The 16,211-nt window shown below is 64.0% G+C and carries 15 protein-coding genes; 6 read left to right on the top strand and 9 right to left on the bottom strand.

Features of this window, described 5'->3' with window-relative positions; translation table 11 throughout:
• Position 1 precedes the first annotated feature (1 nt).
• Positions 2–1,654 (bottom strand): Y-family DNA polymerase, encoded by a 1,653-nt coding sequence (locus ACR3EK_RS14860; RefSeq protein ID WP_480633778.1) that lies wholly within the window; start codon positions 1,652–1,654, stop codon positions 2–4.
• Positions 1,655–1,721: 67 nt separating this feature from the next.
• Positions 1,722–2,009, bottom strand: coding sequence for an I78 family peptidase inhibitor (locus tag ACR3EK_RS14855; RefSeq protein ID WP_170360393.1), 288 nt, complete (start codon positions 2,007–2,009; stop codon positions 1,722–1,724).
• A 130-nt stretch (positions 2,010–2,139) separates the two neighbouring features.
• On the opposite strand from ACR3EK_RS14855, the gene ACR3EK_RS14850 reads away from it, so the two are divergent.
• Entirely contained in the window at positions 2,140–3,252 is a 1,113-nt protein-coding gene (locus tag ACR3EK_RS14850; RefSeq protein ID WP_480633777.1) for an S-(hydroxymethyl)glutathione dehydrogenase/class III alcohol dehydrogenase, read from the top strand.
• Between the two features lie 70 nt (positions 3,253–3,322).
• On the opposite strand, the gene ACR3EK_RS14845 is transcribed toward ACR3EK_RS14850, so the two are convergent.
• From ACR3EK_RS14845 to ACR3EK_RS14835, 3 genes are all read right to left on the bottom strand, one after another.
• Positions 3,323–4,276, bottom strand: coding sequence for a DMT family transporter (locus ACR3EK_RS14845; protein WP_170341822.1), 954 nt, complete (start codon positions 4,274–4,276; stop codon positions 3,323–3,325).
• Positions 4,277–4,391: 115 nt separating this feature from the next.
• Positions 4,392–4,805: a group III truncated hemoglobin gene (locus ACR3EK_RS14840; RefSeq protein WP_170340938.1), complete on the bottom strand. Its 414-nt coding sequence runs from the start codon at positions 4,803–4,805 to the stop codon at positions 4,392–4,394.
• Between the two features lie 16 nt (positions 4,806–4,821).
• Positions 4,822–7,776 (bottom strand): error-prone DNA polymerase, encoded by a 2,955-nt coding sequence (locus ACR3EK_RS14835; protein WP_480633776.1) that lies wholly within the window; start codon positions 7,774–7,776, stop codon positions 4,822–4,824.
• 183 nt (positions 7,777–7,959) lie between these two features.
• On the opposite strand from ACR3EK_RS14835, the gene ACR3EK_RS14830 reads away from it, so the two are divergent.
• On the top strand, positions 7,960–8,565 hold the full coding sequence (locus ACR3EK_RS14830; RefSeq protein ID WP_480633775.1) for a PIN domain-containing protein: 606 nt from the start codon (positions 7,960–7,962) through the stop codon (positions 8,563–8,565).
• Between the two features lie 139 nt (positions 8,566–8,704).
• Here ACR3EK_RS14830 and ACR3EK_RS14825 read toward each other — a convergent pair whose 3' ends face one another.
• Complete coding sequence (locus ACR3EK_RS14825) at positions 8,705–9,697, bottom strand: ABC transporter ATP-binding protein (protein WP_480633774.1); 993 nt, start codon at positions 9,695–9,697, stop codon at positions 8,705–8,707.
• Positions 9,698–9,786: 89 nt separating this feature from the next.
• On the opposite strand from ACR3EK_RS14825, the gene ACR3EK_RS14820 reads away from it, so the two are divergent.
• The 3 genes from ACR3EK_RS14820 (at position 9,787) to polA (ending at position 13,384) form a co-directional block, all read left to right on the top strand.
• Entirely contained in the window at positions 9,787–9,963 is a 177-nt protein-coding gene (locus ACR3EK_RS14820; RefSeq protein WP_005980050.1) for a zinc-finger domain-containing protein, read from the top strand.
• Between the two features lie 81 nt (positions 9,964–10,044).
• On the top strand, positions 10,045–10,515 hold the full coding sequence (locus ACR3EK_RS14815) for a hypothetical protein (protein ID WP_480633773.1): 471 nt from the start codon (positions 10,045–10,047) through the stop codon (positions 10,513–10,515).
• A 70-nt stretch (positions 10,516–10,585) separates the two neighbouring features.
• Complete coding sequence (gene polA / locus ACR3EK_RS14810; protein WP_480633772.1) at positions 10,586–13,384, top strand: DNA polymerase I; 2,799 nt, start codon at positions 10,586–10,588, stop codon at positions 13,382–13,384.
• Between the two features lie 49 nt (positions 13,385–13,433).
• Here the strand turns inward: polA and ACR3EK_RS14805 are convergent, their stop codons facing one another.
• Together ACR3EK_RS14805 and ACR3EK_RS14800 are read right to left on the bottom strand one after the other, a co-directional pair.
• A complete protein-coding gene (locus ACR3EK_RS14805; protein ID WP_480633771.1) occupies positions 13,434–13,664 on the bottom strand; it encodes a DUF2798 domain-containing protein in 231 nt (76 codons plus the stop codon).
• 76 nt (positions 13,665–13,740) lie between these two features.
• Entirely contained in the window at positions 13,741–14,493 is a 753-nt protein-coding gene (locus ACR3EK_RS14800) for a hydroxypyruvate isomerase family protein (RefSeq protein WP_480633770.1), read from the bottom strand.
• Positions 14,494–14,673: 180 nt separating this feature from the next.
• Here ACR3EK_RS14800 and ACR3EK_RS14795 point away from each other — a divergent pair, with 180 nt between their 5' ends.
• Positions 14,674–15,612, top strand: coding sequence for a DMT family transporter (locus tag ACR3EK_RS14795; protein WP_170364404.1), 939 nt, complete (start codon positions 14,674–14,676; stop codon positions 15,610–15,612).
• Here ACR3EK_RS14795 and ACR3EK_RS14790 read toward each other — a convergent pair.
• On the bottom strand, positions 15,609–16,184 hold the full coding sequence (locus ACR3EK_RS14790; RefSeq protein ID WP_480633769.1) for a DUF1285 domain-containing protein: 576 nt from the start codon (positions 16,182–16,184) through the stop codon (positions 15,609–15,611). The genes ACR3EK_RS14795 and ACR3EK_RS14790 overlap by 4 nt on opposite strands.
• Positions 16,185–16,211: the final 27 nt, after the last annotated feature.

Genomic DNA, 16,211 nt, shown 5'->3' with positions numbered 1-16,211 from the left:
TCTAACCAAGGCGCCCTTGGCAGAACCAGCCCGCCGACATGGTGCCGCCATGGCCGTAGAACAGCCACAGCCGCTCGCCCTGTTCAGTCACCACCACCCAGTAATCGCGCACGCCGCTGCGCCAGTTGGGGTCGTCCAGCCACCATTCCGGGGCGATCCGCTCCGGGCCGGTGGCCTGCGCCAGGTGCCAGTCGCGCCCGCGCCAGCGGAAATTGGCGGGCACATCGGGACGGTCGGGGGCCATCACCGGCTCGGGCCGCCACATCAGCAGGGGGCGCGGGCGCGGCGGGGCGGGCCAGTCGCGCGCCGGTTCCGACCAGGCCGCCGCCAGCGTCTGTGCGGTTTTCTCGGGGATGTGCGAGGCCGCCGGGTGCTGCCGCGTGATCGCCTCGAGCCCCACCCGCGCGCCCAGCTTTCCGATCAGATCGTCCAGCGCGGTGTTCCCCTCCAATCGGTTGCGGACGGCGCGGCTGGCTTCGGCATGGCCGGTCAGGGTGCGGGCATGCACCGGCTCGGTCTGCACCGCCGCAAGGCGCAGCATGTCGATGCCATAGCCCGCGTCGATCTGGTCGATCTTCATCTCTAACAAAGGGCGAATGCGGTGTTTGTCGTGGCTCGGCCGGGCCAGCCCGATCTCGATGATCTCGGCCGCCTGATCGGTTCGGTGCGCCTCGAGCCGCAGGGTCCGCGCCCCGCGCGCCTTTTCTTCCAGCCGCGCGCACAGGGTCGGCAGCATCCGGTCGATGGCGGCCATCACGTCCTCGGCCAGACCGATCGGGTTGGGCAGGGTCATCCGCACCGCAAAGTGATGCGGGGGCCGCGCGGGCGAGACCGGCTCGGGTGCGCTGCCCATCGCCTGATCCAGCCGCAGCACCAGCCCGCGCCCGAACCGGCGGGCAAGGGACGCGCGCGGCTGGCCCAGCAGGTCGCCGATCCGCCGCAGGCCCAGCCGGTTCAGCTGCGCCACGGTCTGGTCGTCCAGCCGCAGCGCGGCGATGGGCAGGGGGGCAAGCGCGCCATAGGCCTGCCCCGGCGGCGCGACCCTGGCTCCGCCGCCCACGGTCACCACCTGCGGCGCGGCGCCGCCCTTGGTCCAGTGCCGCCGCTTGCCAGCCCGGGCGCGGGTGGCGCGGGCCTCTTGGGAAATGGCGTCGCCATTGCGGTCGGACGTGGCCTCTTGCCCGGCATAGCGCGCCAGCGCCCAGGCCGCGCCCAGCGTGTCGGCGATGCCCATCTGCACGCTCAGCCCCATGTCGGCGCAGTCGGTCTCGATCACGTCCAGCAGCGCCTCTTCGCCGCCGAACAGATGGGCGCAGCCCGACAGATCGACGATCAGGCCGTCGGGTGCCTCTTCGGCGACCCAGGGGCTGAACTTGCCCGCCCAGCGGCGCAGCGCGGTCAGAAAGGCGGCCTCGGCCGGGGCGTTGCGGGGGCGGGTGACAAGGGCGGCGCACATGGCATGGGCATCGCGCACCGGCTGGCCCACGCGCAGACCGGCTGCTTGTGCCTCGGCATTCAGCGAGGTGATGACCTGCATGTTCGACTGTTCGGCCACCACCGCCAGCGGGCCAGAGTGCAGGCCCCGCGCGGCGCGGATCAGCCGTTCGGCCCCCAGACGGGGAAACCACAACGAGAGTATTCGGCGTTTGGGCATCGGGCAGACATCAAAATGTTCTCATTTTGTTCTTATCTGAGAATCATACCCCGAGTCGAGTCCGCCCTTATCCGCAGGTCAGCCGCTGAATGACCCCGGCTCCGTTCACATAGACGTTCAGCCGGTCGATGCGGTAATCCTGCGTGGCGATGTCATCAGGGCCCAGAACGCGGCTCCGTTCCGGCAGGCTGGCCTGAATGGTCGAGACCGGTTGCCCAACGGACTGGGCAAAGGGTTCGCCCTTGCAGAAGGCCAGATCCACCGGGGCGGCATCCAGCTCGGCAGAGCCCGGTTCGGGCAGGTCGGTTTCGGCGCAGGCGGCCAGGACGATCAGGATCGGGATGAACCGGTACATTGGCGCTCCTCTTTTCGGCAATGTCGTTTCTGAAATATCAAAAGCTTACAGAGACTGCCATGAAAGCGCAGTTGAAAACACCCTGTATTTGACGCAGGGTCGGGTCAAACAAGACAGGGAGACAAGCAACATGCGAACCCGTGCCGCCGTCGCCGTTCAGGCGGGCAAGCCCTTGGAAGTGATGGACGTGAACCTCGATGGCCCCAAGGCGGGCGAGGTTCTGGTCGAGATCAAGGCCACCGGCATCTGCCATACCGACGAATTCACCCTGTCGGGCGCCGACCCCGAAGGCCTGTTTCCGGCCATTCTGGGCCACGAGGGCGCGGGCGTCGTGGTCGAGGTCGGCCCCGGCGTGACCAGCCTGAAGCCGGGCGATCACGTGATCCCGCTTTACACCCCCGAATGCCGCGAGTGCGAATACTGTCTGCACCCCAAAACCAACCTGTGCCAGGCCATCCGCGAGACGCAGGGCAAGGGTTTGATGCCCGACGGCACCTCGCGTTTCTCGACGCTGGATGGGGATCCGATCCTGCATTACATGGGATGCTCGACTTTCTCGAACCACACGGTTCTGCCCGAGATTGCACTGGCCAAGGTGCGCGAGGACGCGCCGTTCGACAAGATCTGCTATATCGGCTGTGGCGTGACCACCGGCATCGGCGCGGTGATCAACACCGCCAAGGTGGAAATCGGCAGCCGCGCCATCGTGTTCGGCTTGGGCGGCATCGGACTGAACGTGATTCAGGGCCTGCGTCTGGCCGGGGCCGATCAGATCGTCGGCGTCGACCTGAACCCCGCCAAGGTCGAGATGGCCGAAAAGTTCGGCATGACCGATTTCGTGAACCCGTCCGAGGTCGAGGGCGATCTTGTCCCCTATCTGGTGAACCTGACAAAGGGCGGAGCGGATTACACCTTTGACGCCACCGGCAACGTGCAGGTGATGCGCGCGGCATTGGAATCGGCGCACAAGGGCTGGGGCGAATCGATCATCATCGGTGTGGCGCCTGCCGGGGCCGAGATCTCGACCCGTCCGTTCCAGCTGGTCACCGGCCGGTCGTGGCGGGGCACCGCCTTCGGCGGCGCGCGTGGGCGCACGGACGTGCCCAAGATCGTCGACTGGTACATGGAGGGAAAGATCGAGATCGATCCGATGATCACCCACACCATGGGTCTGGACGACATCAACACCGGCTTCGACCTGATGCACAAGGGCGAAAGCATCCGGTCTGTGGTGGTTTACTGAGGCTTGGGTCACCTTGAAAAAAATTGGACGGCGCTGTCGATCTGCGCCGTTTTTTTTGTGGCGGCTCAGCTCAAGACTGGTCGGTGTTGGACTTCGGCCTTGCTGATGCGCCCGTATCTACGCGTGGCGAACGCACACGTAGAACTGGTTTGTTCGTGGACACGTCTGCCCGGCTTTCGCGCCAGACGACGAAGATGCCCGATGCGATGATGATCGCGGCCCCCACGGCCACCCATTTGTCGGGCTTTTCCCCAAAGAACACCGCGCCGAAAATCGTGGCCCAGATGATCTGGCTGTACTGGCTGGGTGCAACAACGCCGGCGGGCGCCGCGCGATAGGCCAGGATGATCAGGTGCTGGGCGATCACCGAGAACACGCCGACCAAGGCCATCATCGCCAGATGGATCAGCGAAGGCGGCTGATAGACCGCTGGTTGCGCAAGGCTCATGACCGCGATCGCCAGCAGCATCGGATACAGGATCAGCACGGCCGAGCGTTCCTCGTTTCCGATCTTGCGCACCAGCACGGATGCGAAGGCGCTGCAGAACGCGGCCGTCAGGGCGGCAAGGTGGCCGAGGGTGATCTCGGTCGCGCCGGGGCGCAGGACGATCAGCACTCCGATCAGACCCACGCCCACTGCGGCCCAGCGTTGGGCGCGCACGACCTCGCCCAGTATCGGGATCGACAGGACGGTGACGATCAGCGGAAAGGAAAACAGCAGCGAATAGACTTCGGCCAGGGGCAGGACCGAAAAGGCGTAGAAGGCACAGGACATCGACGTGACCATCAGCCCCGAGCGTAGCATCACCAGCCACGGGTGATGCGGCCGAAAATTGCCAGCGGTCCGGTCCGCGAGGATCGTGACCGCCATCGGCACAAAGGAAAACAGCGTGGCAAAAAAGATGATCTGCAGCACGGAATAGGTGCCGCCCAGCGTCTTGATCAGCGCGTCATGGGTGGCAAAGACGGCAAACCCGAGAAAGGCAAAGCCAAGTCCCTGCAGGGTCGAGTTCTGTGTGCTCATCTGGCTGGTCCCGGGCGATTGGATGCTGTGGCAGGTGTCTGAGGCCTGATTAAACCCAATCGGCAGAGTCGGATAGTCCAAACTTTACCGCTAACATCCCTGCGGGGCCGGCCGTTCAGCGCAGGATCGGCGGAGCCCCGGCCGGTTGGCGGGCGGCCGCGACACCGGCCTGCATCCCCGCGCCGATGCGTCGGGCCAGCGCCACCCAGGGCGTGGCCGTTTCCGGGGGCAGGGTGCCGTGGGCGACCTCTTCGAACAGGTCCAGCCAATGGGCAAACATTTCGGGTTTCACGTCCGGACGCTCGATATGCACACGCTGCGGATTGCCGCTGTAGCCGCGCTCGTACAGGATGGCGTTGCGCCAGAAGGCGGCGATCCGGTCCTCATGCGCGGGCCAGTCGGTGACGTGGCGGTTGAAGATCGGGCCCAGCAGGGCGTCCTGCCGGACGCGGGCGTAGAATGCGGTGACCTGCGCGCGGATCTGGTCGGGCGTGGCGGGAAAACGTGGGGGCAGCACGGGCCGGGTCATGGTCGAGGCTTTCGATTCAGGCTCTGTTCAGGGCAGATACCGCGTTTTCCGGCCCGGATGCAGGGGCGGAATTGTCGCGCTGCCCCGGCGTCAGCAGGTGCCGCAACAGGGCCACCGGGTGTGCCCGCAGGCTCAGGCGGGTGGCGACGTAATCCTCGACCACCTGCTCGCCCAGCGACATCTGCGGCAGATGGGCGGCGGGTTCGTCCAGCGCCTCGCCTTCCAGATCCTGCGCGAACAGGGGCAGGGGTTTGGCGGTGGCGATCGCCTTGGCCTGCCACAGCGCCTCGCGCCGGGTCAGGCCGCAGGCGGCAAAGGCATCGGCCTCGGCCAGACGCTCGATCACCGAGGGGCCAAGGCCCGCGCGGCGCCAGACGTCGTCAACCTGGTGGTAGCCGTTGCCGCGCGCGGCGGTCAGCCAACTGGCGTCCTCTTCGCTCAGGCCCTTGATCTGGCGAAAGCCCAGCCGCAGGGCCAGCCCGCCATGGCCGTCTGGCTCCATCACGTTGTCCCAGAAGCTGGCATTGATGCAGACCGGACGCACTTGCACGCCATGCTCGCGCGCATCGCGCACGATCTGGGCGGGGGCATAGAACCCCATTGGTTGCGAATTCAGCAGCGCGCAGGCAAAAATCCCCGGATGGTGGCACTTGATCCAGGCGCTGGCATAGACCAGCAGCGCAAAGCTGGCCGCATGGCTTTCGGGGAAGCCGTAGGAGCCGAACCCCTCGATCTGCGAGAAACAGCGCTCGGCAAATTCGGCGTCATAGCCGTTGCGCTGCATCCCGCGCAGGAACAGGGTGCGGAATTCGCTGACATTGCCGTGCTTCTTGAAGGTCGCCAGCGACCGCCGCAGCCGGTCGGCCTGTTCGGGGGTGAAGCCCGCGCCGACGATGGCGATCTGCATCGCCTGTTCCTGAAACAGCGGCACGCCCAGCGTCTTGCCCAGCACCTCGCCCAGTGCGTCCGAGGGGAAGCTGACCTCCTCCTCGCCGTTGCGGCGGCGGATATAGGGATGCACCATGTCGCCCTGAATGGGGCCGGGGCGGATGATGGCGACCTCGATCACCAGATCATAGAAATTGCGCGGCCGCATCCGGGGCAGGAAGTTCATCTGCGCACGTGATTCCACCTGGAACACGCCCACCGAATCCGCGCGACACAGCATGTCATAGACCGCCGGGTCCTCGGGCGGCAGGGTGGCGAGCGTGTAACTCGTCTGATGGTGCTGGGCGATCAGGTCGAAGGCCTTGCGGATGCAGGTCAGCATGCCAAGGCTCAGGACATCGACCTTGAGGATGCCCAGACTGTCGATGTCGTCCTTGTCCCAGCAGATGACGGTGCGGTCCTCCATCGTGGCGTTCTCGATGGGCACCAGCTCGTCCAGACGGCCCTCGGTGATGATGAACCCGCCCACATGCTGGGACAGGTGGCGGGGGAAGCCGTTGATCTGATGCACCAGTGTCAGAGTCTGTTTTAGGCGGCGGTCCTCGGGGTCGAGGCCGATTTCGCGCATCCGTTCCGCCTCGAGCCCTGCGGTCGAGAAGAACCCCCACAGCTGCGAGGACAGGGCGGAAATCGTGTCCTCGGTCAGGCCCATGGCGCGGCCCACCTCGCGGATGGCGCGCTTGCCGCGATAGTGGATCACCGTGGCGCACAGCCCCGCGCGGTGGCGGCCATAGCGTTCATAGATGTGCTGGATCACCTCTTCGCGGCGTTCATGTTCGAAATCCACGTCGATGTCGGGCGGCTCGTCCCGCGCCTCGGAGACGAAGCGTTCGAACACCATGGTGCCCATCTCGGGGCTGACCGAGGTGACGCCCAGGCAGTAGCAGACCACCGAATTGGCCGCCGAGCCGCGCCCCTGGCACAGGATCCCGCGACCGCGGGCGAAGTGCACGATGTCGCGGACGGTCAGGAAATAGGGCTCGTATTTCAGCTTGCCGATCAGGGTCAGCTCATGCGCCAGCATCGCCTTGACCTTTTCGGGCGCGCCGGCGGGATAGCGCCAGGCCAGCCCCTCATGCGCCAGACGGTGCAGGCGCTGGGCGGGGGTTTCGGTGCCGCTGACCTCGCTTGGGTATTCATAGCGTAGCTCGTCCAACGAGAAGGTGAGTTCCTGGCTGAGCGCATAAGCGCGGGCCACGGCGCCTTCATGCCCCTTGAAGATGCGCAGCATCTCGGGTTCCGAGCGCAGGCGCTGTTCGCCATTGGCCAGCGCGTGACGGCCCAGATCGTCCACCTTGCGGCGCAGCCGGATCGCGGTCAGCACATCACCCAGCCGGCGGCGCGAGCCGTGATGCATCATCGGCGCGGCGCTGGCGATGGTGGGCAGGCCCAGGTGGCATGATTCAGTCTCTAACAAATGGAAAAACGCCGAATCCGCCCCGTCATAGCGCGGATGCATCAGCAAATGCATGCGCCCGGTAAAGCGGCGCGTCAGCTGTTGCGCCTGTGTCCGCCACCCGCTCGCGCCGCCGGTCGGACGGCCCGCCTGTGGCCAGAGCAGCAGGTGGAGGCCGTCGGAAAACTCCAGCAGGTCGGACAGGTGCAGGATGCAGTCGCCCTTGGCCGCGCGCAGCCGTCCGGTGGACAGAAGGCGGCACAGGCTGGCCCAGCCCTGCCGGTTGAGGGGCAGGGCGGTGACGGGCGGGGCGTCGGTAAAGATCAGCCGCGCCGCCGGGATCAGGCGCGGCACCGCATGCACCGGGAACGAGGGCGGTTTCGGGATGTGATCGGGGCGGGGCGGGCCGATGGGCGTGTTCTGCTCCTCCCACGCGCGGCGCTCGCGCACCTTGCGGGCGATCTCGCGCGCCTGGGTATGGGCGCGGACGATGCCGGCCACCGAGTTGTCATCGGCGATGGCGATGGCGGGCAGGCCCAGGGTGACGGCGCGCTCCATGTACTCCTCGGGGTGCGAGGCCCCGGTGAGGAAGGTGAAGTTCGACGTGATCGACAGCTCGGCATACATGGCGAGTCGTCATTATATTCTTGTTTTGTTCTTTTTCGAGTCCCTGTCTGCATTGCGCAGGAATTGGGGTGTTGATTCAGGTGCGGTGAAGGTTTGGTTCGAGCCCACAGCGGACAAAGGTGCTTCGTATTGACCTTATCCAGTAATCTGTATTTGATTCGAGCTCGAATTGGAGCACGGCCTTTGAAGAAAAACTTTATCCTGATCGACTTCGAAAATGTTCAGCCGAAGAACCTTGAGCTCCTCAGTGGGCATGACTGCCAGTTGATTGTCTTCGTCGGCGCTAACCAAAAGAGTGTACCTTTTGACTTCGCAAAAGCACTTCAAAGCTTAGGAGAAAGTGCTGGTTATAAGAAGATAACGGGTAACGGCTCGAATGCCTTAGACTTCCATATCGCTTTTTATTTGGGAGAACTCGCGGCCAATAATGCCGATGCATACTTTCATATTATTTCTCGTGACAAGGGCTTCGACCCTTTGATTGCACATTTGCGACAAAGGAAGATCCCTGCTCTCCGTCATATTGACATATCCGAAATCCCATTCGTCAAAATCTCGAACGCAAGTTCGTTAGATCAAAAAATTGATGCGATTGTTGACAGTTTGCAGTCTAGAGGAACTTCGCGTCCAAGGAAGATCAAAACCTTAAAAGGAACGGTGAATGCCCTTTTTCGAAAGACCTTGGAACACGAAGAACTAGAAACGCTAGTTGGTGAGTTAATAAGACGTGGTCATGTTGTCTGCTCTGATCAGTCAGTCAGCTACGGCCCTCGTATCGTCCGAAACTGACCTGCTTTTCGGCTGAGAATTGCGTGTGCTGGATGACCGCTTGGCCCGCACTGCCGCCACACAAGGGCGGCCCGGCGGATGGCCTTATGATGTTCGGAAAAAACCTCATCTGCCCAGACCGAAGTGTCACAGGGCCCAGTCACAGCTTGACCCGGTGCAGGCCCCGGCGCGGCTGGTCCTGATCGTCGGCCGGGGCATCGTCGGTGCGTGAGGAGGTCAGGGCAAGGAACACGTCCTCGAGATCGGCCTCTTCGGTGCGTACGTCGCGGATGCGTATGCCGGCCTGACGGACCGCTTCGAGCACCTGTTCGGCGCTGGTTTCCGGGCTGCGGTAGTGCAGCGCCAGGCTGCCGTCGTCGCGCAGGCTGGCCTGAACGCCGGGGGCGGCGGGCAAGGCGGTCACGGCGGCCTCGGGGGTGATGACCATGGTGCGGCCGTCCATGCGGCCCAGCAGGTTGGCAGTGCTGTCCTGCGCCACCTTCTCGCCGTGGTTGATGATGGCGATCTCGTCGCACATCTCCTGCGCTTCTTCCAGGTAATGGGTGGTCAGGATGATGGTCATGCCCTGCTGGTTCAGCTTGCGCACATTGGCCCACAGCATCTGGCGCAGTTCGATGTCCACGCCGGCGGTGGGTTCGTCCAGCACCAGGATTTTGGGGTGGTGCACCAGTGCCTTGGCCAGCAGCAGGCGCCGGCGCATCCCGCCCGACAGCGTGCGGGCATAGGCCTCGGCCTTGTCGCTGAGGCCCACCAGTTCGAGGATCTCGTCGCTGCGCCGCTGCGATTTGGGGACGCCATAGAGCCCCGCCTGCACCTCGAGCGCGCCGCGCGGGGTGAAGAACGGGTCGAGGTTCAACTCCTGCGGCATCACGCCGATGGCGGCGCGGGCCTGGCGCGGGTTGCGGTCCTGGTTAAAGCCCCAGATCGTCACCTGGCCGGCGGTCTTGATCACCAGCCCCGCCAGAATGTTGATCAGGGTCGATTTGCCCGCCCCGTTCGGCCCCAGCAGGCCGAAGACCGAGCCGCGCGGGATATCCAGATCGATACCCTTCAGTGCGTGTTTCTCGGGCTGGCCCTTGCCGCCGCGATAGGTTTTGCGCAGGCCGCGAAGGCTGATCGCTGCATCGGTCATTGCTGGCTCTTGCCCCCGGTTTCCTGATCGCTCATAAACGCACCTAATGCATGCCCGCGAGGCCTACAACCAGTGAAGGATCGCACGCCGTGACAATCGAAGCTCCGGAAACCAAGATCGTCGAGACAAGCCGTGTCGCCTGTGATGGCGGTGAGGGCGCGCTGGGCCATCCGCGCGTCTGGTTGCAGATCCCCGAGGATCAGGGCTGGGTCGAGTGCCCCTATTGCGATTGCAAGTATGTTCTGAAGGACGCACAGCAACACTGATTGCCTGCCCAACCGCGGTCCGCCCAAATCTCGCCGCGATTTTCACCTAGTGCGTTGGTGTGACCAACGTAGGTGCGAATGATGACCGATATGACTGCTGCTGATACCGGCAATCCGGTTTTTGGTTGGGCCGGGTTTATGCTTGCGGTACTGGCCCTGTTCGCAGCCTTGTTCGTGTTCTGGGCAGGGCCGTTCGCACCGCAGCAATCCTCCGGCGTGACGCTGGGCGAACTGGCCGCCGAGTTGGGCAAATCGACCCTGCGGGCCGCCGCGGGGATGGAGCAGCCCGCGGCGGTCGCCCCAACCCGCGATCTGGATGACTTTCTGCAGATCGGCGTCGCCATGCTGGGCGGGTTGGCGATCGTCGTCTCGGTCATCGGCATCCTGCGGCACGAAAAACGCCGCCCGGCCATCGCCGGGGTGGTCATCGGAACGGGTGCGATCCTGTTCCAGTTCTTCGCGATGGCGTTTTTCGCGTTCCTCGGTGCGCTGGTCATCATGGCGCTGCTGAACAGTTTCTCGGATGTTTTCAGCGGTCTGTTTGGCGGCTAGGGCGCGTTCCTGACTGGTCACCCGGCTGCCCCTGTGGCAGAACCGTCCCTGACCGACAGGGAGAGCGCGCATGAGCAAATTCGGAAAAGGCTGCCATCTGCATCTGATCGACGGATCGGCCTTCATCTTTCGCGCCTATCACGCCCTTCCGCCGCTGACGCGGAAATCGGACGGGCTGCCGATTGGCGCCGTTTCGGGCTTTTGCAACATGCTGCAGCGTTACGTGGATGGCGACCACGGCCCTGACGCGCCGACCCATCTGGCAGTGATCTTCGACAAAGGCTCGCACACCTTCCGCAACGACATGTACGACCTTTACAAGGCCAACCGCGAGGCGATGCCCGAGGACCTGCGCCCGCAGATCCCCCTGACCCGGCAGGCGACCGAGGCCTTCAACATCGCCTGCAAAGAGCTGGAGGGGTACGAGGCCGACGACATCATCGCCACGCTGGCCTGCCAGGCGCGCCAGGCCGGGGGGCGGGTGACCATCGTCAGTTCCGACAAGGACCTGATGCAGCTGGTGGGCGACGGTGTCGAGATGCTGGATGCCATGAAGAACAAGCGCATCGACCGCGAAGGGGTGTTCGAGAAATTCGGCGTCTATCCCGAGCGCGTGGTGGATGTGCAGGCGCTGGCCGGCGACAGCGTCGACAACGTGCCGGGTGCGCCGGGGATCGGGATCAAGACGGCGGCGCTGCTGATCAACGAGTTCGGCGATCTGGAGACGCTGCTGGACCGCGCCGAGGAGATCAAGCAACCCAAGCGCCGCGAAACCCTGATCGAGAAACGAGATCAGATCGAGTTGTCGAAGAGGCTGGTGCAGCTGGATTGTGAGACACCGCTGGACTTCACGCTGGATGATCTGGAGCTGCGCGATCCCGATCCGGACAAGCTGATGGAGTTTCTGGCCGAGATGGAGTTCCGCACTCTGACCAAGCGGATCGCCGACAAGCTGGGCGTCGAACCGCCGGTGATCGCGGATACTCCGGCGCCGGCGGCAGATGAGCCGCAGGCCGAGGACATTCCGTTCGATGCCAGCAAATACGAATGCGTGCGCGATGCGGCCGCGCTGCGGAAATGGATCGATCAAGCCTATGAGCGCGGCTGGCTGGCCGTGGACACCGAGACCACGGGCCTGAACGAAATGATCGCCGATCTGGTCGGCATCTCGCTGTGTATCGAGCCCGGCGAGGCTTGCTATATCCCGTTGACCCACCGCGATGGGTCCAGCGACGACCTGTTCGGCTCGGACGCGCTGGCCGAGGGGCAGATGCCGCTGGACGAGGCGCTGGAGATGCTCAAGCCGGTGCTGGAGGACCCGTCGATCCTGAAGGTCGGGCAGAACATGAAATATGACGCCAAGATATTTGCGCGTTATGGCGTGGGTGTGGCCCCGATCGACGACACGATGCTGATGTCCTATGCCATGCATGCGGGCGAGCATGGGCATGGCATGGACACCCTGTCCGAACGCTATCTGGGCCATACGCCGATCCCGATCAAGCCGCTGCTGGGCTCGGGCAAATCGGCGATCACCTTCGACAAGGTGCCGATCGACGAGGCCACCGGCTATGCCGCCGAGGATGCGGACATCACCCTGCGACTGTGGAAGCTGTTCAAGCCGCAGTTGCACCGGGTTCAGGTGACCACCGTCTATGAAACGCTCGAGCGCCCCCTTGTGCCGGTTCTGGCCGAGATGGAGATGCATGGCATCAAGGTCGACCGCGACGTGCTGAGCCGCATGTCGAACGCCTTTGCCCAGAAAATGGCCTGTTTAGAGGCTGAAATCCACGAGCTGGCCGGAGAAACCTTCAACGTCGGCTCGCCTGCGCAGCTGGGCGAGATCCTGTTTGAAAAGATGGGTCTGGAAGGCGGCAAGAAGGGCAAGACCGGCAAGTATTCGACCGGTGCCGACGTGCTGGAAGATCTGGCGACCGAGCATGAACTGCCGCGCCGTGTGCTGGACTGGCGGCAACTGTCCAAGCTGAAATCGACCTATACCGACGCGCTGCAGACCCATATCAACCCCGACACGGGGCGGGTGCATACATCCTACGCCATCACCGGGGCGAACACGGGGCGTCTGGCCTCGACCGACCCCAACCTGCAGAACATCCCGGTGCGCACCGAGGAGGGCCGCCGCATCCGTGAGGCTTTCATCGCCGAGCCGGGCAATGTTCTGGTTTCGCTGGACTATTCACAGATCGAGCTGCGCATCCTGGCCCATATCGCCGATATTCCGGCCTTGAAACAGGCCTTTGCCGACGGGCTGGACATTCACGCCATGACCGCGTCGGAAATGTTCGACGTGCCGTTGGACGAGATGACGCCCGAGATCCGTCGCAAGGCCAAGGCGATCAATTTCGGCGTGATCTACGGCATTTCGGGCTTTGGCCTGGCGCGCAACCTGCGTATTCCGCGGGCCGAGGCGCAGGGCTTCATCGACCGCTATTTCGAACGCTTCCCGGGTATCCGGCGCTACATGGATGACACCATCGCCTTTGCCAAAGAGCATGGCTATGTGCAGACCCTGTTTGGTCGCAAGATCCACACGGCAGAAATCAATGCCAAGGGGCCGCATGCGGGGTTTGCCCGCCGGGCGGCGATCAACGCGCCGATCCAGGGTACCGCGGCGGACGTGATCCGGCGGGCGATGGTGCGGATGCCCGAGGCGATCGACGGGCTGCCGGCCAAGATGCTGCTGCAGGTGCACGACGAACTGCTGTTCGAAGTGGCCGAAGACGCGGTGGACAAGATCATCGAGATTGCCCGAGACGTGATGGAAAACGCGCCCGATCCAGCGGTGAAGCTGGACGTGAAACTGACGGTGGATGCGGGCAAAGGCGCCAACTGGGCCGAGGCGCATTAGGCAAGCGCCGTGCCGCTCATCAGGCCCGGCGGGCCATCTTCGCGGCAGGTCAGGCCTCGGGCCTGACTAACAGCGCGACCAGCCGACGGATCAACGGTGCCATGACCAGAACCACAGCAAACGCCACCGGCCAGCTGATGCTCCACGCGCCCATCCAGCTGACAAAGGTCTCGGGGCCCAGCCCGATCTCTTTGACCGTTGCGATGCAGGTCACGATGCAGGACATCAGCCCCGACAGGATCAATCCGAACAGGACGGGGGCAAAGCGGGCGGGGATCATGCGGCTGTTCCTCTGCTGAGTTGCCGCTTCGTATGCGATATCCAAGATGTGATTTCCAGTGCGCAGGTGCACAGGCCTATCGCATCCAGTGCAGAGAGGCGTCGGTGCGCCGCGTCGAGGGCGTGTATTCGGCGCTGACCCAGCCATCATAGCCGCTGTCGTCGATCGCTGCGAACAACGCGGGGAAATCGGTCTCGTCCCGGCCAGGTTCCGACCGGTCGGGGGCCGATCCGATCTGAACATGTAAGATCCGGTCGCGGAATCTGTCCCAGATGGCCTGTGCATCGCCATGGATCATCCGGGCATGAAAGCTGTCGAATTGCAGGCCCACATTCGGACGGTCGATCCGGTCCAGGCACGCGGCGGCCAGATCATAGTCATTCAGGAAGTATCCCGGTTGCGAGACGGGGTTCAGCGGTTCGATCGTGAACTGCTGATGCGGCGCAAAATCCGCGGCCCATTGCAGGTTGCGTACGAAACAGTCCTGCGCGTCCGCCTCCGAGGTATAGCCCGCCATCACGTGGATCAAACCGGGCTTCAGCGCCTCGGCATAGCGCAGGACGCGGCGGATGTCGGACTGGAACCGCCCCTCGCCCCCCGGAACGGCCGCATAGCCCGGCTGGCCGCCGGTATAGTTGGGCGGCGGCGCGTTGATCAGCACCAAGTCCAGACCGTTGGTCATCAATGCGCGGCGTGTTTCCTTGGCCGCCAGGTCATAGGGAAACAGGATCTCGACTGCCTTGAACCCGGCATCCGCGGCCGCCTTGAACCGGTCGAGGTAAGGCAGCTCGGCAAAGAGCAGCGAGATATTGGCGGCAAATCGGGGCATTGTCCTCTCGGTCCGATGGCGTGCTGACCTTAGTCGCGGGCGGTGCGCAGAGAAAGGGTTTGAAAACGACAATATGTCGAAAATCGGCCAGACCGGCGTGGGCCGAATGTGAAGTGTCGGGGTATTGCAGCGAATCATTTTCGTAGCGCTGCACCAACAAAAGGATTGAAACCGATGGCCATGAGTCCGGACCCCGTTCGCGGGCCCAGTTTCGCTGTGCCCGGTGCGCGGCAATCCGCCTTGTCCGGAAACGGGTTGGCGGTGGCGTCGATGCTGGCCTGGGCGGCCGGATTCCCGGCGGCCGAAATCCTGCTGCAGACCTGGCCGCCGGTTGCCTTGCTGGCCGCGCGGCTGATGCTGGCGGTGGCCGTGATGATTCCGATCTGGCTGTGGATCGATGGCGCGGATGCGGTGCTGCGGGCGCGCTGGGCCCATGCGATGAGAGTGGGCGGGTTTGGACTTGGCTTGGGCATGTTCCTGATCATCCTGGCGCAGAAACTGACCGATCCCGTAACCGTTGCCATCATCGCCTCCTGCGCGCCTTTGATTGCGACACTGCTCGAGCTGGCTGCAGGAACGCGCAGATTGCGGTGGAACTTCGCGCTGGGGGTTGCCGTTTCGATCATAGGCGGCCTGATCGCAACCAGCGCGGTGGCGCCGGCCCAGCTGGGGTTGGGCGCGCTTTGCGCCATCGCCTCGACCGCGCTGTTCTGCTGGGCCAGCATGGCGACCGCGCGGGACTTCCCGGACCTCAGCCAGACCGGACGTACCACGATCACGCTGATCGGCGGCACGTTCATGGCCGGCGCGCTGTTCTATCTGTCGAGCGTCCTCGGGTTCGAAGTCTGGCCATCGTCGCCGATCGACCCGCAGCAGGCAGGAATGCTGGCGATCTACGCCGTGATCTCTCTCGGCCTCAGCCAGGTCCTGTTCATCGCTTCGATCGGCCGGCTGGGTGTTGCTCTGGCGTCATTCCACATCAATGTGGCCCCGTTCTACGTGATGCTCATCATGGTGGTTCTGGGTTCGGAGTGGAACTGGACCCGGGCGCTGGGCGCCGGAGTCGTGGCGCTGGCGGTTGTCCTTGCGCAAGACCGTCCCGCACGACGGGTTGCCTAAGGCGTTTCCTCGGCGCGACCCAAGACAAAGAACTGCCCGCCGGACCAGACCCCGACCTGCCCGGCGCGTTCCGTCGCAATGTCCACAAGGCGGTAGAAACTCTTGCGGTCGATCCGCGCCTCAAGGTTTGATCGCACCAATATATAGGGTCTGGGTTCGTTTGTTTCCGGGTCGATGGCCACCCGTATCGGGTGATCCGGACCCGCCGACACCGTATCGCCGACATGGGTGGTAAAGGTCAGAACCTGATCCTCGTCCGCGCCGGTCCGGTCGAAATCGACCGCCACAAACGGCGCGTCTTCGACCCTGATGCCGACCTTCTCGACCGGGGTGACCAGAAAATAGGCGTCCCCTTCTTTCTTAAGAATTGAGGAAAAAAGCTTCACAAGCTCGAACCGGGTGATGGGCGACCCTAGGTAATACCAGGTGCCATCGCGCGCGATGCGCATGTCCAGATCGCCGCAGAACGGAGGATTCCACTTGTCCACAGGGGGCAGACCCCGCGGTTTGGCCGCCTTGACCGAGGCCGCCAGACCCTCGGGCGAAGGTTTCACAGGATTTTGTCCGCTCATTGTTTTTGCCATTTCCTCGCAGCGCGA

The sequence above is a fragment of the Ruegeria sp. BC8 genome (genome assembly GCF_056535705.1).
This window is presented reverse-complemented; position numbering and strand designations above follow the sequence as displayed.